Source organism: Modestobacter muralis, from assembly GCF_010682105.1.
Lineage (GTDB): Bacteria > Actinomycetota > Actinomycetes > Mycobacteriales > Geodermatophilaceae > Modestobacter > Modestobacter muralis.
The window spans coordinates 449,014-473,647 of the sequence record NZ_JAAGWH010000013.1; the positions used below are offsets into that span (position 1 = coordinate 449,014).

Here is a 24,634-nt window from a genome sequence, read left to right on the forward strand (position 1 = left end):
CGGGCGCCGTCCACAGGTGGAGTGGATCCGTCGGCGTCAGCGCGACGGATCCACTCCGCTCACGAGCTGCGGTTGCGCCACCAGGTGAGGAGCTCGGCCTCGGCCACGTCGGGGTCGAGGGGGCCGCGCTCGAGGCGCAGGTCCTTGAGGAAGCGCCACGCCTCGCCGACCTCGCGGCCCGGCGGGATGTCCAGCAGCTCCATGATCCGGTTGCCGTCGAGGTCGGGCCGGATCCGGCCCAGGTCCTCCGCCTTCGACAGCTCCTTGATCCGCTCCTCGAGGGAGTCGTAGGTCGCCGACAGCATCGCCGCCCGCTTCTTGTTGCGGGTCGTGGAGTCCGAGCGCACCAGCTTGTGCAGCCGGGGGAGCAGGTCGCCGGCGTCGGTGACGTAGCGGCGGACGGCGGAGTCGGTCCACTCGCCGTTGCCGTACCCGTGGAACCGCAGGTGCAGGAAGGTCAGCCGACCGACGGCCTCCACGACGTCCTTGGGGTACTTCAGCGCGGTCAGCCGGCGGCGCACCAGCTTGGCGCCGACCACCTCGTGGTGGTGGAAGGACACCCGGCCACCGGCCTCGTGCCGGCGGGTGGCCGGCTTGCCGATGTCGTGCAGCAGCGCGGCCAGCCGGAGCACCAGGTCCGGCGACTCCGCCTGCGGGTCGGCCTGTTCCAGCGCGATCGCCTGGTCCAGCACGATCAGCGAGTGGGCGTACACGTCCTTGTGCTGGTGGTGCTCGTCGATCTCCATCCGCAGCGCGGACAGCTCGGGCAGGACGACGTCGGCCAGCCCGGTGGACACGAACAGGTCCAGCGCCTCGCTGGGGGAGTCGTTGAGCAGGGTGCGGGAGAACTCGTGCTGCACCCGCTCCGGGGTGATCCGGCCCAGCTCGCCGGCCAGGGAGGTCATCGCCTCGACGACCTCGGGGTCGGGGACCAGCTGCAGCTGGGCGACGAAGCGCACCGCGCGCAGCATCCGCAGCGGGTCGTCGGCGAAGGAGTCCTCGGCCCGGCCGGGGGTGCGCAGCCGGCGGGCGAGCAGGTCCCCGAGACCGCCGAACGGGTCGGTGACGGTGCGGTCCTCACCGAGGGACACCGCCATCGCATTGACGGTGAAGTCCCGGCGGGCCAGGTCCTCGACCAGGGAGTCGCCCCAGGCGACCTCGGGGTTGCGGGACTCCCGGTCGTACCGGTCGGCCCGGAAGGTGGTGATCTCCAGCCGTTCCCCGCGGACCTCGGCGCCGACCGTGCCGAAGGCGATGCCGGTGTTCCACGTGGAACTGGCCCAGCCGCGCAGCACCTCCAGGGTCTGCTCCGGCCGGGCGTCGGTCGTCAGGTCGAGGTCGCCCGTCGGCAGGGCGGCGTCGTCCGCGGCTGCCAGCAGCGCGTCGCGCACCGATCCGCCGACCAGGTGCACCTCGAACCCGGCCGCGGTGAACCGGCGGCCCACCTCGGCGAGCACCGGCGAGAGGTCCACGAGCTCGCGGACCGTCGCCTGCACCGCCGCGGGGACGGGCTGGGCGGGAGGACGACGCGGATGCTCGACTGACACGACGAGCGAGGGTAGTGCGGTCGCGCGCGCTACCCTCTCCGCATGGCTGGGACGGGCGGGCGACAGCGCCCCGGCCGCCGACTGCGCCGGGTCGACGAGACCTCTGCCGGCGGCCTGGTGGTCGCCGACGACGCGCTGACCGGGCCGCGCGCTGCCCTCATCGGGCGCACCGACCGGCGCGGCCGCCTGCTGTGGTCCCTGCCGAAGGGCCACATCGAGGCGGGCGAGACGCCCGAGGACACCGCCGTCCGCGAGGTCGCCGAGGAGACCGGCATCATCGGCGAGGTCGTCGCCCCGCTGGGGATCATCGACTTCTGGTTCGTCGCCGACGGGCGGCGGGTGCACAAGACCGTCCACCACTTCCTGCTCCGGGCCACCGGTGGCGCGCTGTCCGACGAGGACGTGGAGGTCACCGAGGTGGCCTGGGTGCCGCTGGACGAACTGGGCGGCCGACTGGCCTACGCCGACGAGCGCGCCCTGGTGGAGCGCGCGCCGGGCCTGCTGGCCGACAGCGCGTGAGGCGGCGGGCCGCCGGCCGCGCCGACGGCCGCACTGGCCTCGGCGTCGCCTCCTGCACGTCGTCCCGGGCCGCCGGGCGCACCGCCGTCCTCGGGGCGGTCCTGACCGTGCTGACCGGCGTGGTCGGCCCGCCGGCCGCGCAGGCGGCGCCGGGCGAGCCGGACCACAGCACCGCCGCCACCGAGGCCACCCGCCCGGTGCGGGTGGTGGTCCAACGCCTCGAACCGCGCACGGTGGTCCCGGGCGCACCGGTCCAGCTGGGCCTCACCCTGGTCAACGACGGCACCACCACCTACCGCGACCTGTCGGTGCGGCTGCAGCGCGGCGACGTGCTGCGCACCCGGGCCGGCCTGGACGCCGAGCTCGACTCCGCCGACAGCGGTGGGGCCGCGGCCGCGGCGCCCTGGCAGGACGTCGACGGCGAGCTGGCCCCCGGTGAGTCCCGCAGCGTCGAGTACACGACCACCGCGGAGGTCCTGCAGCTCACCGAGGACGGCGTCTACCCGGTGCTGGTCAACGTCAACGGCGTGCCCACCGACGGCGCCGAGGAGCGGGTGGGGGAGCTGGCCACCCAGCTGGTCTCCCGGGTCACCCCGCCGGCCGACCCGCCCCGGCGGACTGCGGTCGCCTGGCTCTGGCCGATCGCCGACCGGCCGCACCGCGACCCCACCGGCGCCTTCCTCGACGACCAGCTCGCCGCCGCGGTGGCCGAGGGCGGCCGGCTCGACCGCGCCCTCGACGTCCTGGACCGGCTGCCCCGGGTGCCCGGTGAGACCCGGCCGACGGTGCCGGTGACCCTCGCCGTCGACCCCGCGCTGCTGGAGGAGCTGGCGGTCATGGCGGCCGGCCCCTACCGCGTCGGCGACGCCGACGGCACCGGGACCGCCGACGCCGCCGACCTGCTCGAGCGGCTGCGTGCCGCGGCGGTCACCTCGGTGATCGCGCTGCCCTACGCCGACGTGGACGCCGACGCGCTGGTCGCCGCCGGACAGACCGAGGTGCTGACCCGCTCCCTCCCCGGCACGCCCGAGGGCACCGCCCGCCAGCCCGGCGTGCCCGGGGCCACCGAGGCCACGACCGGCAGCGCGGGGGCCGCGATCGTCCGCGACGTGCTGGGGGTCGAACCGCGCACCGACGTGGCCTGGCCGGCCGAGGGCGCGGTCCGTCCCGACACCCTCGCCGCCCTGCGCACCGGCGGGGCGCGCACCGTGGTGCTGGCCCAGGAGCAGCTGACCGCGGGCGACCGCGCCGTCGGCGCCGCGGGCGGCTCCGCGGTGCCGGCGAGCAGCCTGCCCACCGCGGTGGGGCCGATGACCGCCCTGGTCGCCGACCAGCGGCTCACCGACCTCGTCACCGGCGCGACCGCCGAGTCCGACCGCGGACGGCTGACCGAGCAGAGCTTCCTGGCCGAGCTGGGCACGCTGGCCACCCAGACCGCGGACGCACCGTCGACCCTGCTCGTCGTCCCCCCGCGCCGGGTCGACCCCGACCCGGTGACGGTCGCGGCGATGATGACCGACACCGTCGAGCAGCCGTGGCTGACCGCCGTCCCGGTGGCCGACCTGGCCGGCGCGGGGACGGACGCCGACGCGACCACCCCCGGCCCCGCCGGCGACCTGGCGCCCGAGGCCGGGAGCGGTGCACCGCTGTCCGCCGACGACCTGGCCGTGATCGCCGCGACGGCTCGGGTGCGCGACGACTTCAGCGCCGCCGTGAGCGAGCCGGCCAGCGTGCTCGCCGGCTACGACGCCGCCATCGCCCGGGCCGCCTCGGCCGGCTGGCGGGGCGATCCGGTCGAGTTCGCCGCCGGGGCCGCGCGGCTGCGGGACTCGATCGACGCCCTGCGCCGGCAGGTCACCCTGGTCGCCCCGGTCGACGGCACCTACAGCCTCGCCTCCCGGGACGCCCCGCTGGTGCTCACCGTGCGCAACGACCTGCCCTTCCCCATCGACGTGGAGCTCGAGCTCATCACCCGCGAGAACGTGCAGCTGACCACCGAGGACATCGGCGTCACCACCCTGGAGCCCGAGTCCCGCCGCCTGCTGGAGGTGCCGGCCCGCGTGGAGCAGTCCGGCGGCTTCGCGGTGACCGCCCGGCTGACCACGCCCGGCGGTGAGCTGCTGGGCGAGGAGGTGCAGATGCAGGTCAAGAGCACCGCCTACGGCCCGATCACCCTCGGCCTCACCATCGGCGCCGCGGGCCTGCTCGGCCTGCTGTTCCTGCGCCGGGGCGTGCTCTTCGTGCTGGCCCGCCGCCGCGGCGAGACCACCGGAAACTCCTCGCCCGCCGGTGGCGCCGGCGTGCCGCCCACCCGGAGCCCGGTGTGAGCAGCAGTTCCCGCGCCGGCTCCCCGGAGGACCAGCGCGCCGACGCCGGGTCATGGCGGTCCGCCGACGAGCAGCGGCCCGCCGACCGCCCCGACGCCGCCGCCCGCCCGCTCGCGCGGCCGGACCGCCCGGTCCCGCCCGTGCCGCTGCCGCCGCCGCCGTACAACGGCGCCCGCGGCGTCCCCGCCCCGTCCCCGGCCCAGGCCGCCGCCCCGGCGGTCCCGGTGCCACCGCCGTCCCGCGCCGTCCCGCCGGCACGCGACGTCCCACCGGCACGCGACGCCACGCAGTCCCGCGACGTGGCACCGGCCCGCGACGTGCCACCGGCACGGGGCGCGGGTCCCTCCGGCGACGCCGGGTCCGCCCCCGCCCCGGCCCGGCCCGCTGCCCCGGCACCCGCGCGCGACCGGGTGCCGCCGCGAGCGCTGCCCCTGCCACCGAACTACCCCTCGGCCCGCCCCTCGGGTGCCGGACCCCGCACCGGCGCGGAGCTGCCCCAGGCACCCAGCCAGGTCCGCCGTCCGCTCCCGCCGGTGACGCCGCTGGACCCGGCCCCGGTGGCCGGCCTGCCGCCGGTCGTGCCGCGCCGGCGCACCGACCTGCCCCCCGTCCCGCCGCCGACCCGCGTGCGGCGGTTCGTCCCCGGCCCCGACGACACCCAGCTCATCCCCGCCTTCCCGCCGGTGCAGCAGGTCGACGAGGACGACGAGGAGGTCGCCGACCGCGAGGGCGCCCCCGGCGGCAGCAAGGGGATCCTGCGGGCCGCCGGCACGATGGCGGTCGCCACCCTGGTCAGCCGGCTCACCGGGCTGCTGCGCACCGTCGTCATCGCCGCCGCGCTGGGCGTGACCCTGGTCAACGACGCCTACAACACCGCGAACACCCTGCCCAACCTGGTCTACGAGCTGCTGCTGGGCGGCGTGCTGTCCTCGGTCGTCGTCCCGCTGCTGGTCCAGGCCCAGGTCAAGGACCGGGACGGCGGCGTCGGCTACACCCAGCGGCTGATGACCATCGCCACCGTCGGGTTGCTGGTGATCACCGCCCTGGGGGTGCTGGGCGCACCGCTGCTCACCCGGCTGGCCGACATCAGCGGGGACGCCGACCAGGTGTCGCTGGCCAACTGGCTGGCGAGGCTGCTGCTGGTCGAGATCGTCTTCTACGGGCTGGGGGCGCTGGCCGCCGCGGTGCTCAACTCCCGCGGGGTCTTCGGAGCCCCGGCCTGGGCGCCGGTGCTCAACAACCTGGTGGTCATCGCCACCGGTGCGCTGTTCATCGCCGCCAGCGGCCCCGGTGAGCTCACCCCGGTCACCATCAGCGACTACCAGGTCTGGCTGCTCGGCATCGGCACCACCGCCGGCATCGCCGTGCAGTCGTTGATCCTGCTGCCGCTGCTGCGCAAGGTCGGCGTGCCGCTGCGCCCGCGCTGGGGCCTGCGCGGCACCGGGCTGCGCGAGGCCGGCTCCCTGGGCATCTGGGTGGTGGCCTACGCGGCGATCAGCCAGGTCGGCGTGATCATCGCGATGCGCGTGGCCAACGCCGCCGGCCGGGAGGGCGGGCTGGGGTCCAGCGCCTTCGCCATCGCCAGCCTGCTGTTCCAGATGCCCTACGGGATCATCGGCGTCGCCCTGCTGACCGCGCTGCTGCCCCGGATGAGCCGCGCCGCCGCCCGCCAGGACCTGGACGGCGTCGTCGCCGACCTCACCCTGGGCACCCGCCTGTCGGCCACCGGGCTGCTGCCGGTCACCGCCGTCCTGGTGGTGCTCGGCCCGGCCGTGGCCACCGTCGCCTTCGGCTGGGGCAACACCAGCGTCGAGCAGGCCCACTCGATCGGCGTCGCGCTGGCCTGGGGGGCCTTCGGGCTGCTGCCGATGGCGGTCACCCTGCTCCAGCTGCGGGTCTTCTACGCCATGAAGGACGCCCGGACGCCGACGTTCATCCAGCTGGCCATGGTCGCCGTCCGGGTGCCGCTGCTGCTGCTGGTGCCCGTGCTGGTCAGCCCCGAGCACGTCGTCGCCGGCCTGATGATCGCCACCAGCACCACCTACCTGATGGGCTGGCTGGCCGGCAGCGTCGCCCTGCACCGCAAGCTCGGCGTCCGCGCCGGCCCGGACGCCGGCCGGACGGTCGCCCGGATGGCCCTGGTCTCCCTCGTCGCCGGCGTCCTGGGCTGGGTCGCGGTCTCCCTGGCCGGCCGTTCCCTGGGGGAGTCGGTCCCGGGCTCGCTCGGAACGGTCCTCCTCGGTACCGTGGTCATCGGCAGCGCGGTGGTCGCGGGTGCCGTGGTGGTCGGCGTCCCCGAGGTCCGGGACGGCCTGGCCGGTGTCCGGGCGAAGCTCGGGCGATCACGGTGACCAGACCACCGGTGCCGGGCACGGGGGCGCCGTCCCCGGCAGGACAGAGCAGGGGGTCGGCAGCGTCCGTGACGTCGACGACCACAGGCCTGCCCGACCGGTACCGCCCGCTCGACCAGGTCGCCCCCGACGAGGAGACGCCCACCGGCGTCATCCGCTCCTGGCGCGCCCGGGACCGCGTGCTGAACCGTGACGTCGCGCTGCGCGTCCACACCCCCGGCGGCCCCGCCGCCCGGGAGTGGATCACCCGCGCCCTGACCGCCGGCGGGCTGGCCACGCCGGCGCTGGCGATGGTCTACGACGCGGCCGAGGGCACCGGTGGCACCGAGCCCGGTGGCGCCGCCTACGTGGTCAACGAGTGGATCGAGGGCACCCGGCTGTCCGACCGGCTGGCCGAGGGCCCGCTGGGCGAGCGCGAGGCCAGCGCCGTCGTGCGCCGGCTGGCCGAGGGCGTCGCCGAGGCGCACCGAGTCGGGCTGGCCGTCGGCGGGCTGACCGCCGAGCACGTCGTGCTGCGCCCCGGCGGCCTCGTCGGCCTGCTGTCGGTGCCGGCCGCCACGAGCACCGAGGAGGGCGACATCGCCGCCCTCGGCGCGCTCCTGGAGCTGTGCCTGACCGCCGGCCGACCCACGCCGATCTCCTCTCCCGACCTGGCCGCCCTGGTGCGCCGGGCCCGCTCGACCGACCCCGCGAACGGGCTGTCCAGCGCCGGCGCGATGGTCGCCCTGCTGGCCGAGCGCCCGCGCACCGCCCCGCAGGAGGCGGCCCGTCCCGACGGGCTGACCGACAGCGGCTGGATGCGCCGGCTGCGCGACCGCCGCGACCTCGCCGACGCCGAGGACCCCGACGGTCCCGTCCGGCTCGACCCGCACACCTTCCCGCCGGTGCCCGGCCGCGCCATGGCCCGCCCGCTGGCCGCCCGGCACGCGGTCGAGGTCGACGACGAGGACGATCTCGACTGGGGGACGACCTTCGCCGAGGACGAGGAGGAGGTCGACGAGGAGCCGGCCCCCACCGCCCGTCGCCGGCTCGCGGTGGTCGGGCTGCCTCTGCTCGCCCTCGCCGTGATCGTCGCGATCGGCTGGTGGGTCGGCAGCAACGTGCTGACCGTCGCCAGCAGCGTGGACTCCAACGGTGGCCGGACGGTGCCCGGCGCGGGTGCCACCGCCAGTTCCTCCGCCGCCGGCGACCCCGCGGCGCCGTCGTCCAGCCCGGGCACCCCGCTGTCGGTCACCGGCGCCACCGTCTTCGACCCCTTCGGCGACGGCGAGCCGGAGAACGACGGCGACGTCCCGCTGACCACCGACGGCGACCCCGCCACCGCCTGGTCCACGCTGAACTACCGGAACTCCGCCGACTTCGGCAACCTCAAGGACGGCGTCGGGGTCCTCTACGACCTGGGCAGCGAGCAGCCGGTGACCAGCGTCGAGCTGCAGACCTCCAAGCCCGGCTCCACCGTCGAGATCCGCACCGGCGGCACCCCCGACAGCGACCTGACCGACTTCACGGTCGCGGCCAGTGGCGACCTGGCCGGCACCGACGACCTGGCCTTCCAGGCCCCGATCACCACCCGCTACGTGCTGGTGTGGGTCACCGGACTGGTCCCCGAGGGCAGCACCTTCAGCGCCGACCTCGCCGAGGTCACCTTCCGCTCCGCCGGCTGACCACTCCCTCGGGGGCGTGACCGGGGGGAATGCCCCACCTAGGCTGTCCGTTGTGCCGACCGTGACGAACGACCAGCCCGCTCCCGGCCCCGCGGTCTCCACCGACCCGGCGCACCCGGCGATCCCCCCGGCGGAGCACGACGGCGTCCGTGACCTGATCATCATCGGGTCCGGCCCCGCGGGGTACACCGCTGCCACCTACGCCGCCCGCGCGAACCTCCACCCCCTGGTGTTCGAGGGCTCGCAGTTCGGTGGCGCCCTGATGACCACCACCGAGGTGGAGAACTTCCCGGGCTTCCCCGAGGGCGTCCAGGGCCCCCAGCTGATGGACGACATGCGCACCCAGGCCGAGCGCTTCGGCGCCGAGCTGGTGCCCTCCGACGTCACCGAGGTCGACCTCACCGTCAACCCCAAGATCGTCAAGGTCGGCGGGGTGGAGCACCGTGCGCACGCGGTCATCATCGCGACCGGGTCCAAGTACCGGTACCTGGGTCTGGACAACGAGCAGCGGCTGCTCGGCCACGGCGTCTCCGCCTGTGCCACCTGCGACGGGTTCTTCTTCCGGGACCAGGACATCGTCGTGGTCGGTGGCGGTGACTCCGCGATGGAGGAGGCCACCTTCCTGACCCGCTTCGCCAAGTCGGTCACCGTGGTCCACCGCCGCGAGGAGCTGCGCGCGTCGAAGATCATGGTCAAGCGCGCGCAGGACAACGAGAAGATCCGCTGGGCCCTGGGCAAGCAGGTCACCGACGTCCACGGCGAGGGTGCGGTCTCGGCCGTCGAGCTCACCGACGTGGCCACCGGCGCCACCGAGCAGCTCCCGGTCACCGGCCTGTTCGTCGCGATCGGACACGACCCGCGCAGCGAGATGTTCGCCGGCCAGCTGAAGCTGGACGACGAGGGGTACGTGGTGGTCGACCACCCGACCACCCGCACGAACATCGACGGCGTCTTCGCCGCCGGCGACGTCGTCGACCACATCTACCGGCAGGCGATCACGTCCGCCGCGACCGGTGCGGCCGCCGCGATCGACGCCGAGCGCTGGCTGGCCGACACCTTCAACGAGCGCTGAGGAAGGGCCCCTCAGCCCCCGTGCGGAGGGCCAGGGGGGCCGGGGGCATAGACCCTGCCCCGCACCTGTTGGACCGAACGACTCACCCGCGACCCGAGGGAGCACCACCATGGCAGGCAAGAACACCGTGACCGTGACCGACGCCAGCTTCGCGACCGACGTGCTGGGCAGCGACAAGCCCGTGCTGGTCGACTTCTGGGCCGAGTGGTGCGGCCCGTGCAAGATGGTCGCCCCGGTGCTGGAGGAGATCGCGGCGGAGCACGCCGACAAGCTCACCATCGCCAAGCTCAACATCGACGAGAACCCGCAGATCGCCCGGGACTACCAGGTCATGTCGATCCCGACCATGACGGTCTTCCAGAACGGCAAGCCGGTCAAGAGCATCATCGGCGCGAAGCCCAAGGGCGCCATCCTCTCGGACCTGTCCGACTACATCTGAGGAAGGACCCTCCTGCCCCCCACCGCTCGCACGCTCGCGACGGGGCCCTGCAGGAGGGCCGACCACGGCCCGCCTGTCCTCTGGACGGGCGGGCCTCGTCGGTTCCGGGGGGCGGTGACCCGGCCGTCCGCCACCGGGCACCCGTCGGCATCAGGTCACCCGGTGCGCACCCCTCCGTCACCACCGGCCACAATCGACGTCCGTACTGCCGGCCGTCCCGACCGGCCCCCGACCGTAGAGGAGCGACGAGCGCCGCATGGACGTCCTGCGACCCGGCAGCACCGGCCCCGCGGTGGCCGAGGTGCAGGCGGTCCTCCGGTCCCTCGAGCTGCTCGACGGCGACCCCACCCAGCCCGCCGGCCCCACCGCCGAGTACGACCCGGCGACCGAGCTCGCCGTCCGGCACTTCCAGCAGGTCCGCGGGCTCTCCGTCGACGGGCGGGTGGGCGACGAGACCTACCGCGCCCTGCACGAGGCCCGCTGGTCCCTCGGTGACCGCCTCCTGCGGTACGACCCGGAGCGGCCCGTACGCGGCGACGACGTCCGCCGGCTGCAGGAGCTGCTGCTCGAGCTGGGCTACGACGCCGGCCGCGCCGACGGCATCCTGGGCGCCGAGACCGAGTCGGGGCTGCGCACCTTCCAGCGCGACTACGGCCTGACCGCCGACGGCACCTGTGGGCCGGCCACGCTGCGCGCCCTCAAGCAGCTGGGGCGCCGGGTCACCGGCGGACGGCCCCAGCTGCTGCGGCAGAGCGCGTCGATGGTCGAGTCCGGCTCGCACCTCATCGGCCGGGTCATCGTCATCGACCCCGGTCACGGTGGCGCGGACACCGGGTTCACCGCGGGGGAGACCACCGAGGCCGACCTGGTCTTCGACCTCGCCTCCCGGATCGAGGGCCGACTGGCCGCTGCCGGTGCGACGGTCTACCTGACCCGCGGGCGGGACGGCGACCCCGCGGCCGGCGACCGGACCGCCTTCGCCAACGACACGCGCGCCGACCTGTTCCTGTCCCTCCACATGGAGGCACACGGCTCGGCGCACGCCCGCGGCGTGGCCAGCTACTACTACGGCACCGGGTCCGGGGCCAGCTCCACGGTGGGCGAGGAGTTCGCGAACCTGGTGCGGCGTGAGGTCATCGCCCGTACCGGCCTGCTCGACTGCGGCTCGCACCCCAAGACCTGGGACATCCTGCGGATGACCCGGATGCCGGCCGTCCGCGTCGACTGCGGCTACCTCTCGCACCCCGTCGACCGGCTGCTGCTCCTGGACGCCCGCACCCGCAGCACCATCGCCCAGGCGGTGGTCGCCGCCGTGCAGCGGCTCTTCCTCCCCGCCGACGCCGACCCCCCGACCGGCACCTTCCTCCTGCCCGCCCGGCGCTGACGAAGGGCCCCCTCGCCCCCCACCGCTCGCAAGCTCGCGGTGGGGCCCTGTGAGGGGGCCGGACGCCACGCCGGGGGGACGGACCGGTCCGGCTGCGCGCCGGGCCGCTTACACTCCGACAGGTGACCCCTCCTGTGCCCGACCCCTCGGTCGGTCCCGGTCAGGCCGGGGCGCGCTCACAGGGTGCGCCCTCGCACGTCTCTCCGCGGCATCCGCGGCTGGACCCGCTGGCAGACCGGTACGCAGCACGCACCCACGGCATGAAGAGCTCGGAGATCCGGGCCCTGTTCTCCGTGGTGAGCCGGCCGGAGGTGGTGTCGTTGGCCGGTGGCATGCCCGCCGTCACCGCGCTGCCGCTGGACGTCGTCGGCTCCATGATCGGTGAGCTCGTCTCCGGGATGGGCGCCCAGACGCTGCAGTACGGCTCCGGGCAGGGCGACCCGCGGCTGCGCGAGCGGATCTGCGACGTCATGGCACTCGAGGGCATCCTCGACGCCTCGCCCAGCGAGGTGGTGGTCACCGTGGGGTCCCAGCAGGGGCTGGACCTGGTGACCCGTGTCTTCGTCGACCCCGGTGACACCATCCTGGCCGAGGGACCGTCCTACGTGGGCGCCCTCGGGGTGTTCCAGGCCGCCCAGGCGCACGTCCGGCACGTCGAGATGGACGACGACGGGCTGATCCCCGAGGCGCTGGAGCAGGCCCTGCTGGAGTGCCGGGCCCGCGGCGACCGGGTCAAGTTCCTCTACACGGTGCCCAACTACCACAACCCCGCCGGCGTGACCCTCTCCGAGGAGCGGCGCGAGGCGGTCATGGCGATCGCCGAGCAGTACGACCTGCTCGTCATCGAGGACAACCCGTACGGCCTGCTGGGCTTCGAGCACGAGCCGATGCGCGCGCTCCGAGCCCGCAACGACGAGCGGGTCATCTACCTCGGCTCGTTCTCCAAGACCTTCTCCCCGGGCCTGCGGGTCGGCTGGGTGCTGGCGCCGCTGGCGGTCCGGGAGAAGCTGGTGCTGGCCACCGAGGCCCAGGTGCTCTGCCCCCCGTCGCTGACCCAGTACGCCGTCGCCCGGTACCTGGACACCCAGCCCTGGCAGCAGCAGATCAAGGTGTTCACCGAGCTGTACCGGGAGCGCCGTGACGCCACCCTGGAGTCGCTGGCGGCGCTGATGCCCCGCGGCACCACCTGGAGCAAGCCCGACGGCGGTTTCTACGTGTGGCTGAAGCTGCCGGAGGGCCTGGACGCCAAGCTGATGCAGCCCCGCGCGGTCGCCGCACACGTGGCCTACGTCCCCGGGATCGGCTTCTACGCCGACGGCTCGGGCCGGGAGCACATGCGGCTGTCCTACTGCTACCCCGAGCCCGACCAGATCCGGGAGGGCGTGCGCCGGCTGGCCCGGGTCATCGAGGCGGAGCTGGACCTGCACTCGACGTTCGGCTCGGTCGACACGGGCACGTTCCGGGCCGTGACCTCCACGCCGCGGCCGTCGTCCCGGTCGGTCTACCCGCCGCCGGTGATCGGCCCGGCGAACGGCGCCGAGGGCGGCGAGCCCGCCATCTGACGACCGCCCCACCGACAGTTGCGTCAATGACGGAACTGTCGGTGGGGCGGGGTCAGCCCTGGTCGGAGCGCCCGGTGATGTCGGGGGCCATCATCCCGATGATGCGCTGCAGGTCGTCGACCGAGCCGAACTCCACGACGATGCGGCCCTTGGCCCGGCCGATCTGGATCTTGACCTTGGTCTCGAACATGTCCGACAGCCGGCCGGAGAGGTCCTCGACCCCCGGGGCGCTGATCTTGCGCGTCTGCCGGCGGGCGGCGGCGGGGGAGTCGGCGACCGCCATCGCGACGGCCTCCTCGGTGGCGCGCACCGACATGCCCTCGGCGACGATCCGGGTCGCCAGCGCGTCCTGCGCCTCGGCCTGGGGGAGACCCAGCAGCGCCCGGGCGTGACCGGCGGAGATGATCCCGGCCGCGACCCGCGTCTGGACCTTCACCGGCAGCTTCATCAGCCGGATGGTGTTGGTGACCTGGGAGCGACTCCGGCCGATCTTGCTGGCCAGCTCCTCGTGGGTGGCGCCGAACTCCTCCAGCAGCTGCTGGTAGGCGGCCGCCTCCTCCAGCGGGTTGAGCTGGACGCGGTGGATGTTCTCCAGCAGGGCGTCGCGCAGCATCGCGTCGTCGGTGGTGTCCCGCACGATGGCCGGGACCGTCTCCAGGCCCGCAGCCCGGGCCGCGCGCAGCCGGCGCTCGCCCATGATCAGCTCGTACTGGCCTCCTACGCCCTCCCGGACGACGATCGGCTGCAGCAGGCCGAACTCACGCACCGAGTGGGTGAGCTCTTCCAGCGCCTCGTCGTCGAAGACCTGACGCGGCTGCTTGGGGTTGGGGACGACGTCGCCGACCGGGAGCTCGCGCAGCTGCGCCCCGGGGACGCCCACCACCTCCTCGAGCACGCGGGCGGGCAGCTCGTGCACCGACGCCGCACGACCCTCCACCGGACCGCTGACCGCGGCCTCCGCCGCCTCCGCGGCGCGGGCAGCCGGGGTGGCCGTCGGAGCGGGTGCGCTGGTGGGGATGAGGGCCGCCAGGCCCCGGCCGAGACCGCCGCGCTTCGTCACTGGTCCTCCTCGCTGGGGCCCGTGGTCCGCTGACGCGGTCCGGGGGTGGTGCTGGGGCCCACCGGGCCCGGGGTGCCGGCAGGGCGGCTCATGTCGCGTGCCGCCCGCGGGGCGTCGGCGCCGTGGCCGGCTCGCCGAGCACCATGGCCGCCACCGAGGGCGGGCCGGCGACCGGCGGCGGGGGAGGAGGCGTCGTGGGCTGGGCGGTGGCCGCAGGCAGCAGCGCGCCACGCTCGGCGAACTCGCGGGCCGCCTCCACGTAGCTGGTGGAGCCCCGGGAGCCCGGGTCGTAGGTCAGCACCGACTGGCCGTAGCCCGGCGCCTCGCTGACCCGGACGTTGCGGGGGATCGCGGACTTCAGGACCAGGTCGCCGAAGTGGTTGCGCACCTCGTCGGCCACCTGGTCGGCGAGCTTGGTGCGCCCGTCGTACATGGTGAGCAGGATGGTGCTCACCGCGATGCCCGGGTTGAGGTGCTGGCGCACCAGGTCGATGTTGGAGAGCAGCTGACCCAGGCCCTCCAGCGCGTAGTACTCGCACTGGATGGGGATGAGCACCTCGTCGCCGGCCACCAGCGCGTTGAGGGTGAGCAGACCCAGCGACGGCGGGCAGTCGATGAGCACGTAGTGCGGACGCTCGGTGGCGGGCAGCTCGTGCAGGTACGTCTCGATGGCCCGGCGGAGCCGGTGCTCACGGGCGACGACGGAGACCAGCTCGATCTCCGCGCCGGCCAGGTCGATCGTCGCCGGCACGCAGAACAGGTTCGGGCTGGCCGTGGTCGGGTGGGTGACCTCGGCCAGGGTGTTGTCCCCGACGAGCGCGTCGTAGATCGAGGGCGTGCCGATGGTGTGCGCGACCCCGAGGGCGGTGCTGGTGTTCCCCTGCGGGTCCAGGTCGATGACCAGCGTGCGCAGCCCGTAGAACGCGAGCGCGACCCCGAGGTTCACCGTGGACGTCGTCTTGCCGACGCCGCCCTTCTGGTTGGCGATCGTGACGACGCGGATGCGGCCGGGCGCCGGGAACGGGTCCTGGTCGGCCGCGTGCAGCACCCGGGTGGCCCGCATGGCCTCCATGGCGATCGGGCTGTCGAAGTCCGGACCGACGGCCTGGTCGGCGGCGAGACTGGAGCGCAGCCGCTCACCGGGGTCAGTCATCGGTGCGTCCTCCTCACCACCGTGTTCCACGTGGAACGTCGATGTGTCGATGGTGCGCGTTCCACGTGAAACGAGCTCACCCAGGCCTGCGTGCAGTCCGGGCGGGACCACCACGGGTCATGACCACCACGGTAGTGGCTGCCGAGCCCAGCTCTCCACCGACCGCGCGGGTGTGGACGTCTCGCATCCCGGCGGCCTCGAGCTCGGGGACCAGCCCGGGCACCTCGGCGGCGGCCCGCTCGCCCACCAGGGCGATCAGCTGCGCGCCGGGCACCAGCAGTCCCTTGCACCAGCCCACGAGCCGGGGCAGCGGCGCGACCGCCCGCGCGGTGACGACGTCGACCGGCCCGACGGCGCGGACGACGGAGCGCTCCTCGGCGCGGCCGCGGACGATCCGCCAGGGGGCGCCGAGGGCGGTCACCACGTCGGTGAGGAACTCGACCCGGCGTGCCATCGGCTCCACCAGGGTCAGCGTCAGGTCCGGCCGGGCCAGCCCCAGCGGGATGCCGGGCAGCCCGGCACCGCTGCCGACGTCGACCACCCGGGCACCTGCCGGCACGGCCTCGGCCAGCGCGGCGCTGTTGAGCAGGTGCCGGTCCCACAGGCGCGGGACCTCCCGTGGCCCGATGAGCCCGCGGGTGACGCCGTCCCCGGCCAGCATGGCCACGTACCGGACCGCCGCGTCGGTGGCCGCACCGAACACCGTCGCAGCCACCGCGGGCATCTCCGGAACCTGATCGGCCGGATCTTCCTGCAGGTCAGCAGCGGTGTCCGCACCGATCACGCGGTCACCCCCGGCGTGCACACCGGCTCGCCGCGGCGCCGGCCCGCTCGCCTGGCCGCTCACCGGTCGGGCAGGACCACGACGCGGCGGTTGGGCTCCTCGCCCTCCGACTCGCTGCGCACCCCGGCCGCACCGGCGATGACGTCGTGGACGACCTTGCGCTCGAAGGGGTTCATCGGCGCCAGGCGCTCGGGCGCACCGCTCTGCCCGACCCGCTCCGCCGCGGCCGAGGCCAGCGAGGTCAGGTCGGCCCGCCGCTTGGCCCGGAAGCCGCCGATGTCGAGCATCAGCCGGCTGCGGACACCGGTGGACTGGGCGACCGCGAGCCGGGTCAGCTCCTGCAGCGCCTCCAGCGTCGCGCCGTCGGGCCCGATCAGCGTCTTGAGCTCGCCGCCCACGACCGCCACCGAGGCCCGGTCGCCCTCGACGTCCAGGTCGATGTCGCCGTCGACGTCCAGGATGTCCAGCAACCGCTCGAGGTAGTCGCCGGCCACGTCGCCCTCACGGACGAGCAGGCCCTCGCCGGTGTCGTCGTCCTCGTCGTCCTCGTCGATGTCGACGGGCTCGACCAGGGCGTCGACCGACGCGGCGTCGGCGTCGGGCAGCGCCGGGTCACCGGACCCGCCGACCGGGGTCAGCACCGCGTCCGAGGTCGCCTCGGCGGTGGTCGCGGTGTCGCTCTGGGGTGCACTCATGTCTGGTCCTCCGTGTGGTGCAGGCGGCCGGGCGGACCCGGTGGTCGAGAGCCGGGCACGCGACGGGTGGTGGCCCGGGTGCCCCGGCCGGTCAGCGGCGCTTGCTGCGCTTTCCGCGGTTGGCCGGGCCGGCCGCGGAACGGCTGCCCGAGGCGCCGGTCCGCGGTCGGTTGGCGCTCGCGGACGGGCGTCCGGCGGCCGAGCCGGCCGCGGTGGCGCCGGCGGCGGTCGCGCCGGTCGCGGACGAGCCGGTGCCGACGGCGTCCGGTGCCGGGATGACGACGTCACCCTCGACCGGCGCGGGGTCGACGACCGAGCCGTCCGCGTCCACGGTCGAGGTGGGGGCCACGGTGGTCGGCTTGACGGCCTTGGGGCGGACCGGCTTGGCGCCGGGCTTGGGGGCCAGCGTCTTCGGGTCGATGGCCGGCTTGTCGGCGGCGGCCTTGGCGAGCGCGTCCGGGGAACCCGGCATCGGCAGCGCCTTGAGGATGTAGAACTGCTGGCCCAACGTCCACAGGTTGTTGGTGAACCAGTAGAGGAGCACGCCGATGGGGAAGAAGAAGCCGGAGACGAAGAGGCTGATCGGCATGCCGTAGAGCAGCAGCTTCTGCACCATCGCCGCCTGGCCCTCGACCGGGCCGGAGCGCTTCTGGATCTGCTTCTGCGTGAAGAAGGTCGTGAAGCACATGACCACGATCAACACCATCGCGACGATGCGGATGTTGCTGTAGCTGCCACCGGTCAGGCCCAGGATGGCCTGTTCCTTGGCGCCGTCCATGTTGAACGAGGCCGAGATCGGCGCACCGAGCAGCTTGGCGCTGGCGGCCTGGTCGGTGAGCTGGTCGTCCCAGCTGTAGAGCCCGTCCTTGCCCGGGGCGAGCCGGCGCAGCACGTGGAACAGCGCGATGAAGACCGGGATCTGCGGGAGCAGCGGCAGGCAGCCGGCCAGCGGGTTGACCCCGCGCTCCTTCTGCAGCGCCATCATCGCCTGGCTCAAGCCCTGCCGGTCACTGCCGTACTGCTTGCGCAGCTTGGCCATCTCCGGCTGGATCTCCTGCATCGCACGCTGGGACTTGACCTGCTTGACGAACAGGCGGAACAGCAGCACGCGGATGGTGATGACCAGGAAGACGATGGACAGCGCCCAGGTCCACCCGCTCGCCGGGTCCAGGAAGGTGGAGAACGCGGAGTGCCACGTCTTCATCACCCAGGCGATCGCGGTGTACATCCAGTCAAGCAACGCCAGCCTCCTGCTGCGCGGACCGGCGGGGAGCCGGCGGGGTGGCTCGGCCGGAGCGGCGTGCGCCCCGAGCCGGTGGAGCAGGTGCCGCGGGAGGTGCCGACGACTGCGCCGAGGTGGACGACGAGTGGCCCTCCCCGTCGGTTCCATCGGCCTCGGACCGGGCAGGTCGTGGGGGCACCAGGTCGAGACCGCCGGGGTGCCAGGGAGCGCACTTGGCCAGCCGCTTCACGGCGAGCCAGCTGCCCCGGGCCGCACCGTGCACCTCGAGGGCCTCGGCGGCGTAAGCACTGCAGCTGGGCTCGAAGCGGCAGCGCGGCGGGAACGCCGGGCTGATCGCACGCTGGTAGAAGCGCACTGCGGCCAGCAGGGCGTGGGCGGCGGTCACGGCCGTGCGGCCCGCGGCCGGCTGCCCAGCAGCCGGTCGAGACCGGCGTCCAGGTCGCGCGCGAGGACTGCCGAGCCGGCGTCGGCCGCTTCGGGACGGGCGCGGACGACGAGGTCGGCGGTGGCCGGGAGCCGGTCGAGCTCTGCCGCGACGAGGTGGCGCAGCTGCCGGGTCACCCGGTGCCGGCAGACGGAGTTGCCCACCGTCTTGCCGACGACGAAACCGGCCCGCGGCCCGACCGGGACGTCCAGGGGACGCCCGGCCGTGGCGACGGGCCGTTCGGAGAGGTAGTGCAGCACCAGGGTCGGGCGCCCGGCACGACGGCCGGACCGCACGACCGCGGTGAAGTCCGGCCGCCGGCGCAGGCGTGCCTGCGCGGGCAGCACCTCAGGCGGAGAGCTTGTCGCGACCCTTGCCACGGCGGGCGGCGAGGATGGCACGGCCGGCCCGGGTGCGCATGCGCAGCCGGAAGCCGTGGGTCTTGGCCCGGCGGCGGGTGTTCGGCTGGAAGGTGCGCTTGCTCACGAGGGACTCCTACTGCTGACGACGTCGGTGCGGCGCGGACCCGGACGGGCAGCGCACGCGCGGGGGACGGGCAGGCCGCCGGCCCGTGGGCCCGCGACCGGCGCCCGGCACCCCGGGGCTGGTCTGCTGCACGCGGGCCCCGGGCCGCACCCCGGTCGAGCGGGTACGGCGGGTCCTGCGCACAGACTCCGACCAGCATAGCCGAGAACCGGCAGCGCCTGGGCGGTCGCCCCGGCTCCCCGCGGTGCACCGCCGTCCCGCCCGGTGCTGCGCCGCCGTCGGGGCGGTGGCGCACGGTCGTCCCTCCACCTGGGGACGACGGACGCGTCCGCGCGGGTGCCCGGGCGCCGGGAGCCGTGCGCGGCTCGTTGCCGGGCTGTGGATGAGGCTGTTAGCGTCGCCGTCGCCCCGTGTTGGACGAATGGTCGTCGGTCCGTATGCCCACGCCGTCGCCCGACCGGTCCCCAGCTCACTCCCTGACCACTCGTCCACTGCGCTGACCAGCGATGACACAGGATCCGGCCGTCGGCACCACCGACACCGGCACCTGTGTCGCCGGGCGTGCACAGACTGTGGACACTCATGTGGACGACGCCCTCCCGGGTGTCCACACCTGGGGAGTGGACGGGGGACCCAGCCGTCCACCGAGCGTCGTCCGTCCCCTGTGGACGGATGCACCCGGCGGGACCGGGGCGCAGCACCCGGAGCACGAGGAGGGACACAGTCGATGGCCGACTCCACGGTCGACCTGGCGACGGTCTGGGACCAGATCCGCGAGCGTCTGGCGACCAGCCTGTCCCCGCAGCAGAACGCGCTGCTCAACCTCACCCGGCCGCTGGGCCTGGTCGAGGACACCGCCGTGCTCGCCGCACCCAACGAGTTCACCCAGACCGTGCTGGAGTCCCGGATGCGGATCCAGCTCGCCGAGGCGCTCTCGGCCGAGTTCGGCCGCGCCATCCGCGTCGCGGTGCAGCTGGAGGACGTGCCGGCCACCCAGGCTCCCGAGGCGGCTGCGCCCGCCCGCGGCCAGGAGGACCGGCGCTGGGCCCCGGCCGACCGCGAGCGCCTCGCCCCGCTCGGCCAGTCCTCGGACTGGTCGGCCGACGAGCGGATGGCCCAGGACCAGCTCGCCCAGGACCGCATCGCCCACGACCGTGCCTCCGCCGAGCTCGCCGCCCGGGAGCGGGCTGCCTCCGACCGGGCCGCGGAGGACCGGGCCGACCGCGACCGGGTCGACGACGGGCGCAGCGCCTTCGGGGTGCGCACCGACGCCGTCCGGGCCGAGGCCTGGCTGCCGGAGTCCGGGGACGGCCGCGACTGGTCCCGGGGATCGGTGGCCGAGGAGACCCCCCGGGAGGCCGCGGGTGACGACAGCGGTGCCGGCGTCGGCGTCCAGGCCCGGCTGGCCCCCTGGGACCGGGAGTCCGACGACCGCGGGGACCGCCAGTCCGGCACCGACGACCGCCGGCCCGCCGACCGCTCGGCCCGGGGCGGTGGCGCCGTCCCGCTGTTCGCCGACCGGCGTCCGGGCGGTCTGGACCCGGGCCTCAACGCCAAGTACGTGTTCGACAGCTTCGTCATCGGCAACAGCAACCGGTTCGCCCACGCCGCGGCGGTCGCCGTGGCCGAGGCGCCGGCGCGGGCCTACAACCCGCTGTTCATCTACGGCGACTCCGGGCTGGGCAAGACGCACCTGCTGCACGCCATCGGGCACTACGCCGCCCGGATGTTCCCCAACGTGCGGGTGCGCTACGTCAGCACCGAGGAGTTCACCAACGAGTTCATCAACCTGGTGCACTCCGGCCGGGCCGAGGACTTCCGCCGCCGCTACCGCGACATCGACTTCCTGCTGATCGACGACATCCAGTTCCTGGAGCGGGCCGAGCGGACGCAGGAGGAGTTCTTCCACACCTTCAACACGCTGCACAACGCCAGCAAGCAGATCGTGATCACCTCCGACCGGGCGCCGAAGAAGCTGACGACGCTGGAGGACCGGCTCCGCACCCGCTTCGAGTGGGGCCTGATCACCGACGTCCAGGCGCCGGACCTGGAGACGCGGATCGCGATCCTGCGCAAGAAGGCGTGGGGCGAGCGGCTGCAGGCCCCCGACGCGGTGCTGGAGTTCATCGCCAGCAAGGTGCAGACCAACATCCGCGAGCTCGAGGGCGCGCTGATCCGGGTCACCGCGTTCGCCAGCCTGAACAAGCAGCCGGTCGACCTCGCGCTGGCCGAGCTGGTGCTCAAGGACCTCATCAGCGACGAGCAGGGCCCGCAGATCACCGCGGCGATCATCATGGCCGCGACCGCCGAGTACTTCTCGGTGACCATGGAGGAGCTGCAGGGCGCCAACCGCAGCCGCACCCTGGTCAACGCCCGGCAGATCGCCATGTACCTGTGCCGCGAGCTGACCGAGCTGTCGCTGCCCCGCATCGGTGCCTCGTTCGGCGGCAAGGACCACACCACGGTCATGCACGCGGTCAAGAAGATCACCGGCCTGATGAGCGAGCGCCGGGCGACCTACACCCAGGTCACCGAGCTCACCGCGCGCATCAAGAGCCGCGCCCGCCAGTAGCGGGACGGCCGGAGCCCGCCCCGGCCGGCGGGGGGACGACGTCCGACGTCCCCCCGCCCCCGACCCCGGTTGCCCACAGGCGACCGGCCCGGACGACCGCCCACAGGGGCCGTCGACGCTCTCCCCATGACGTCGAACGGTCACCGGCTGTCGACATCCGGCCCTCCGGACCGCCCTCCCCAGCTGTCGACACAGGCTGGGGGCAGACCGCGCCGGCGGGGCCGCGCGGCTCGTCCACACCCCCGATCCCGCGCTCGACCTGCACGTTCACCGGTCTGCGTGGTGCACGAGGGGGTCCTCCGGACCCGCGGACGGGCGCTCACCGACGTCCCGTGTCGCCTTGTCCCCAGATCTGTACACAGGTTGGGGAGAGCGGTCGCCGATGTGGAGCGATCAGGCCCCCACCCCGTCCGCGCAGGTCAGGCCGTCACCCGTCGTCCCCGTGATGTCCCCCGGGAGTCCACATGTCGACTCCTGCGGTCGGTGGACAACCCGTGCTTCCCCTGGGGATGGGGACGGACCTGCGGGTGACCAGGGGAGACGCGGTGGAGAGGCGCCGACGACGGTGCAGAACTGTCGAGTTGTCCACGTGTCGACACAGGCAAGGGCCCCTGAGCCCACAGCGGGCCAACAGGGCGAAACCACGGTTGACCTGCGCAAAGGGCCTCGTTCCCCAACATCCACACGTGTGATGACGAAGATGAGCTATATCTGCCGAGGAGTTCTCGAACCACATTCAGGCTGGGGAGTGCCGGGCAGGGCTCCGCCCGCTGCCCGGCAGCAGGGCAAGAGCACGCTCCACCAGGGCCGAGAGGCAGTGCCCAGGGACTCCGGGACCGGGGGACTGGTCAAGCAGGGGGTCGCTCGGGAGAGGATGGCGCCGCACACCGCGCCGCAGGACCCAGCGCAGACCGGCACGGCACACCAGCAAGGGGTGGATCACGAGATGAAGTTCCGGGTGGCACGCGAGGTGCTCGCCGAGGCCGTGGCATGGACGGCACGCAGCCTGCCGCCGCGGCCGTCGGTGCCGGTGCTGGCCGGGATCATGCTGGAGGTCCAGGGCAGCCAGCTCTCGGTCTCCGGCTTCGACTACGAGGTCTCCGCCCGCGCCGAGATCGACGTCCAGTCCACCGAGGACGGCCGCACCCTGGTGCCCGGCCGGCTGCTCGCCGAGATCACCCGGGCCCTGCCGCCGCACCCGGTCGACGTCGTCGCCGAGGGCGCCCGGCTGTCGATCATCTGTGGCAACGCGCGCTTCAGCCTGCCGACGCTGCCGGTCGAGGACTACCCCTCGCTGCCGTCGATGCCCTCGGCCGCCGGCGTGGTCGACAGCGACGCCTTCGCCGAGGCCGTCAGCCAGGTCGCGGTGGCCGCCGGGCGCGACGACACCCTGCCGATGCTCACCGGCGTCCGGCTGGAGATCGAGGGCGACGTGGTGACCCTCGCCGCCACCGACCGCTACCGGCTCGCGGTCCGCGAGTTTGCCTGGCGCCCGGAGACCCCGGGTCTGTCCGCCGCCGTCCTGGTGCCCGCCCGCACGCTGGCCGACGCCGCCAAGACGCTGACCAGTGGGCCGGAGGTCGTGCTCTCGCTGTCCTCCGGCGGCTCGGGCGAGGGCATCCTGGGCATGTCGGGCAAGGACCGGCAGACGACCACCCGGCTGCTCGACGCCGAGTTCGTCAAGTACCGCGCGATCATGCCCAACGAGTCGTCCTCGTTCGCCGAGCTGCCGGTCGGGCTGTTCACCGACGCCGCCAAGCGCGTCGCCCTGGTCGCCGAGCGCGGCACCCCGCTGCGCTGCGAGTTCACGCCCGGCCAGGTGACGCTGAAGGCCGGCGGCACCGACGACGAGGGCCAGGCCGAGGAGCGCTGCGACGTCGTGTTCGACGGCGACCCGCTGACCATCGGCTTCAACCCGACGTTCCTGCTCGACGGGCTCGCCGCCGTGCACACCCCCCGCGCCCGGATGGACTTCACCACCGCACTCAAGCCCGCGGTCCTCTCCGGCGTCGACGAGTCGACGGGTGACGACGACCGTCCGGCGGAGCGGCCCGGCAGCTACCGCTACCTGATCATGCCGGTGCGCCTGCCCGGCTGATGAAGGACCTCGCTGCCCCCCACGCCACGCTCCGCGCGGCGCGGGACCCTGCAGCGAGGCCGGTGACCGAGGCTCGTCCCGAGCTCGCGAGGGATGAGGAGGACGGGGTCCCCCCGCGCGTCCGGGGACCCCGGCGCGCGTCCGGGGCACCGGGCGAGCACGATGGGCGCCGGTGAGCCCCGGCCCTGCGGGCCGGCGGCACCGGACCCCGCAGCGTGGCGAGGGCTCCTGGACACGCAGGACGACGACCGAGGGACCGACCGCGGCATCCCGCGGGCCGAGACAGACATCGAGTACGAGGAGGACCGGCGTGCAGCTGGGCATGATCGGGCTGGGCAAGATGGGCGGCAACATGGCCGAGCGCGTGCGTCGCGCCGGCCACGAGGTCGTCGGGTACGACCGGGCGCCGGGTGCGCGCGACGTCGACAGCCTGCAGGGGCTCGTCGACGCGCTGCAGGCACCGCGCGTGGTCTGGGTGATGGTCCCCGCCGGTGACCCGACCCGGGCCACCGTGCGTGAGCTCGGCGAGCTGCTGTCCCCGGGCGACGTCGTCGTCGACGGTGGCAACTCGAAGTACACCGACGACAAGATCCACGCCGACGAGCTGGCGGAGAAGGGCATCGGCTACGTCGACGCCGGCGTCTCCGGTGGTGTCTGGGGCCTGCAGAACGGCTACGCGCTGATGGTCGGCGGCAGCGCCGAGGACGTCGCGAAGGTCCAGCCGGTCTTCGACGCCCTCAAGCCGCCGGCCGAGGCCGCCGAGGGTGCGCCGGTGGACGCGGGCGCGGGCTTCGTGCACGCCGGCCCCGTGGGTGCCGGTCACTTCGCCAAGATGGTCCACAACGGCATCGAGTACGCGATGATGCAGGCCTACGGCGAGGGCTACGAGCTGCTGGAGAAGGTCGACCTGATCGAGGACGTGCCGGGTGTCATCGGCTCCTGGACGCAGGGCACCGTCATCCGCTCGTGGCTGCTGGACCTGCTGGTCCGCGCGCTGCAGGAGGACCCCGAGCTCGAGCGGATCACCGGCTACGCCGAGGACTCCGGCGAGGGCCGCTGGACCGTCGAGGCCGCGATCGACAACGCCGTCCCCATGCCGGCGATCTCCGCCTCGCTGTTCGCCCGGTTCTCCTCGCGCCAGGACGACTCCCCGACGATGAAGGCCGTCGCCGCGCTGCGCAACCAGTTCGGTGGCCACGCGGTGCGCTCCATCGACACCGGGGCGGCCGAGAAGCCCGCCTGATGAAGGACCCC

20 protein-coding genes are annotated in these 24,634 nt (G+C 74.3%); 11 read left to right on the plus strand and 9 right to left on the minus strand.

The window, feature by feature from the left end; translation table 11 throughout:
* Nucleotides 1–59: 59 nt before the first annotated feature.
* A complete protein-coding gene (locus tag GCU67_RS06280; protein ID WP_338104812.1) occupies nt 60–1,547 on the minus strand; it encodes a CCA tRNA nucleotidyltransferase in 1,488 nt (495 codons plus the stop codon).
* A gap of 42 nt (nt 1,548–1,589) precedes the next feature.
* Here GCU67_RS06280 and GCU67_RS06285 point away from each other — a divergent pair, with 42 nt between their 5' ends.
* The 8 genes from GCU67_RS06285 to GCU67_RS06320 all read left to right on the plus strand — a co-directional run bounded on the left by GCU67_RS06285 (nt 1,590) and on the right by GCU67_RS06320 (nt 12,865).
* Entirely contained in the window at nt 1,590–2,066 is a 477-nt protein-coding gene (locus tag GCU67_RS06285) for an NUDIX hydrolase (RefSeq protein WP_163610188.1), read from the plus strand.
* Nucleotides 2,063–4,393 carry a DUF6049 family protein gene (locus GCU67_RS06290; protein WP_163610189.1) on the plus strand — a complete coding sequence of 777 codons (2,331 nt, stop codon included), beginning with the start codon at nt 2,063–2,065 and terminating at the stop codon, nt 4,391–4,393. The genes GCU67_RS06285 and GCU67_RS06290 overlap by 4 nt, the downstream gene beginning before the upstream one ends.
* A complete protein-coding gene (gene murJ / locus GCU67_RS06295) occupies nt 4,390–6,744 on the plus strand; it encodes a murein biosynthesis integral membrane protein MurJ (RefSeq protein WP_338104813.1) in 2,355 nt (784 codons plus the stop codon). Before GCU67_RS06290 ends, murJ begins: the two co-directional genes overlap by 4 nt.
* Before the next feature lie 68 nt (nt 6,745–6,812).
* Nucleotides 6,813–8,408: a protein kinase family protein gene (locus tag GCU67_RS06300; RefSeq protein WP_163610190.1), complete on the plus strand. Its 1,596-nt coding sequence runs from the start codon at nt 6,813–6,815 to the stop codon at nt 8,406–8,408.
* Between the two features lie 52 nt (nt 8,409–8,460).
* Nucleotides 8,461–9,480: a thioredoxin-disulfide reductase gene (trxB, locus tag GCU67_RS06305; RefSeq protein ID WP_163610191.1), complete on the plus strand. Its 1,020-nt coding sequence runs from the start codon at nt 8,461–8,463 to the stop codon at nt 9,478–9,480.
* Between the two features lie 109 nt (nt 9,481–9,589).
* Nucleotides 9,590–9,919: a thioredoxin gene (gene trxA / locus GCU67_RS06310; RefSeq protein WP_163610192.1), complete on the plus strand. Its 330-nt coding sequence runs from the start codon at nt 9,590–9,592 to the stop codon at nt 9,917–9,919.
* A 256-nt stretch (nt 9,920–10,175) separates the two neighbouring features.
* Nucleotides 10,176–11,303 (plus strand): N-acetylmuramoyl-L-alanine amidase, encoded by a 1,128-nt coding sequence (locus tag GCU67_RS06315; RefSeq protein ID WP_163610193.1) that lies wholly within the window; start codon nt 10,176–10,178, stop codon nt 11,301–11,303.
* A 260-nt stretch (nt 11,304–11,563) separates the two neighbouring features.
* On the plus strand, nt 11,564–12,865 hold the full coding sequence (locus tag GCU67_RS06320) for an aminotransferase-like domain-containing protein (RefSeq protein WP_246214589.1): 1,302 nt from the start codon (nt 11,564–11,566) through the stop codon (nt 12,863–12,865).
* Nucleotides 12,866–12,917: 52 nt separating this feature from the next.
* Here GCU67_RS06320 and GCU67_RS06325 read toward each other — a convergent pair whose 3' ends face one another.
* From GCU67_RS06325 to rpmH, 8 genes are all read right to left on the minus strand, one after another.
* Complete coding sequence (locus GCU67_RS06325; RefSeq protein WP_163610194.1) at nt 12,918–13,925, minus strand: ParB/RepB/Spo0J family partition protein; 1,008 nt, start codon at nt 13,923–13,925, stop codon at nt 12,918–12,920.
* 88 nt (nt 13,926–14,013) lie between these two features.
* Nucleotides 14,014–15,078: an AAA family ATPase gene (locus GCU67_RS06330; protein WP_163610195.1), complete on the minus strand. Its 1,065-nt coding sequence runs from the start codon at nt 15,076–15,078 to the stop codon at nt 14,014–14,016.
* A gap of 76 nt (nt 15,079–15,154) precedes the next feature.
* Nucleotides 15,155–15,802 carry a 16S rRNA (guanine(527)-N(7))-methyltransferase RsmG gene (gene rsmG, locus GCU67_RS06335; RefSeq protein WP_163610385.1) on the minus strand — a complete coding sequence of 216 codons (648 nt, stop codon included), beginning with the start codon at nt 15,800–15,802 and terminating at the stop codon, nt 15,155–15,157.
* A 119-nt stretch (nt 15,803–15,921) separates the two neighbouring features.
* Nucleotides 15,922–16,557, minus strand: a complete 636-nt coding sequence (locus GCU67_RS06340) for a Jag family protein (protein WP_163610196.1) — start codon at nt 16,555–16,557, stop codon at nt 15,922–15,924.
* A gap of 91 nt (nt 16,558–16,648) precedes the next feature.
* Nucleotides 16,649–17,797, minus strand: a complete 1,149-nt coding sequence (gene yidC / locus GCU67_RS06345) for a membrane protein insertase YidC (RefSeq protein ID WP_246214590.1) — start codon at nt 17,795–17,797, stop codon at nt 16,649–16,651.
* Complete coding sequence (gene yidD, locus GCU67_RS22980; RefSeq protein ID WP_163610197.1) at nt 17,790–18,185, minus strand: membrane protein insertion efficiency factor YidD; 396 nt, start codon at nt 18,183–18,185, stop codon at nt 17,790–17,792. The genes yidC and yidD overlap by 8 nt, the downstream gene beginning before the upstream one ends.
* Nucleotides 18,182–18,571, minus strand: coding sequence for a ribonuclease P protein component (rnpA, locus tag GCU67_RS06355; protein ID WP_163610198.1), 390 nt, complete (start codon nt 18,569–18,571; stop codon nt 18,182–18,184). Before rnpA ends, yidD begins: the two co-directional genes overlap by 4 nt.
* Before the next feature lies 1 nt (nt 18,572).
* Nucleotides 18,573–18,710, minus strand: coding sequence for a 50S ribosomal protein L34 (rpmH, locus tag GCU67_RS06360; protein WP_163610199.1), 138 nt, complete (start codon nt 18,708–18,710; stop codon nt 18,573–18,575).
* Nucleotides 18,711–19,437: 727 nt separating this feature from the next.
* Between rpmH and dnaA the strand changes: the two genes are divergently transcribed.
* The 3 genes from dnaA (at nt 19,438) to gnd (ending at nt 24,623) form a co-directional block, all read left to right on the plus strand.
* Nucleotides 19,438–21,282 (plus strand): chromosomal replication initiator protein DnaA, encoded by a 1,845-nt coding sequence (gene dnaA / locus GCU67_RS06365; protein WP_163610200.1) that lies wholly within the window; start codon nt 19,438–19,440, stop codon nt 21,280–21,282.
* A gap of 946 nt (nt 21,283–22,228) precedes the next feature.
* Entirely contained in the window at nt 22,229–23,380 is a 1,152-nt protein-coding gene (gene dnaN, locus GCU67_RS06370; protein ID WP_163610201.1) for a DNA polymerase III subunit beta, read from the plus strand.
* 172 nt (nt 23,381–23,552) lie between these two features.
* Complete coding sequence (gnd, locus tag GCU67_RS06375; protein WP_163610202.1) at nt 23,553–24,623, plus strand: phosphogluconate dehydrogenase (NAD(+)-dependent, decarboxylating); 1,071 nt, start codon at nt 23,553–23,555, stop codon at nt 24,621–24,623.
* Nucleotides 24,624–24,634: the final 11 nt, after the last annotated feature.

What these genes read in the sequence shown, in the direction of transcription:
- GCU67_RS06285 (WP_163610188.1), top strand. Translation starts at nt 1,590, where the DNA reads ATGGCTGGGACGGGCGGGCGACAGCGCCCCGGCCGCCGACTGCGCCGG.
- trxA (WP_163610192.1), top strand. Translation starts at nt 9,590, where the DNA reads ATGGCAGGCAAGAACACCGTGACCGTGACCGACGCCAGCTTCGCGACC.
- GCU67_RS06315 (WP_163610193.1), top strand. Translation starts at nt 10,176, where the DNA reads ATGGACGTCCTGCGACCCGGCAGCACCGGCCCCGCGGTGGCCGAGGTG.
- GCU67_RS06320 (WP_246214589.1), top strand. Translation starts at nt 11,564, where the DNA reads ATGAAGAGCTCGGAGATCCGGGCCCTGTTCTCCGTGGTGAGCCGGCCG.
- GCU67_RS06330 (WP_163610195.1), bottom strand. Translation starts at nt 15,078, where the DNA reads ATGACTGACCCCGGTGAGCGGCTGCGCTCCAGTCTCGCCGCCGACCAG.
- rsmG (WP_163610385.1), bottom strand. Translation starts at nt 15,802, where the DNA reads ATGCCCGCGGTGGCTGCGACGGTGTTCGGTGCGGCCACCGACGCGGCG.
- GCU67_RS06340 (WP_163610196.1), bottom strand. Translation starts at nt 16,557, where the DNA reads ATGAGTGCACCCCAGAGCGACACCGCGACCACCGCCGAGGCGACCTCG.
- dnaA (WP_163610200.1), top strand. Translation starts at nt 19,438, where the DNA reads ATGGCCGACTCCACGGTCGACCTGGCGACGGTCTGGGACCAGATCCGC.
- dnaN (WP_163610201.1), top strand. Translation starts at nt 22,229, where the DNA reads ATGAAGTTCCGGGTGGCACGCGAGGTGCTCGCCGAGGCCGTGGCATGG.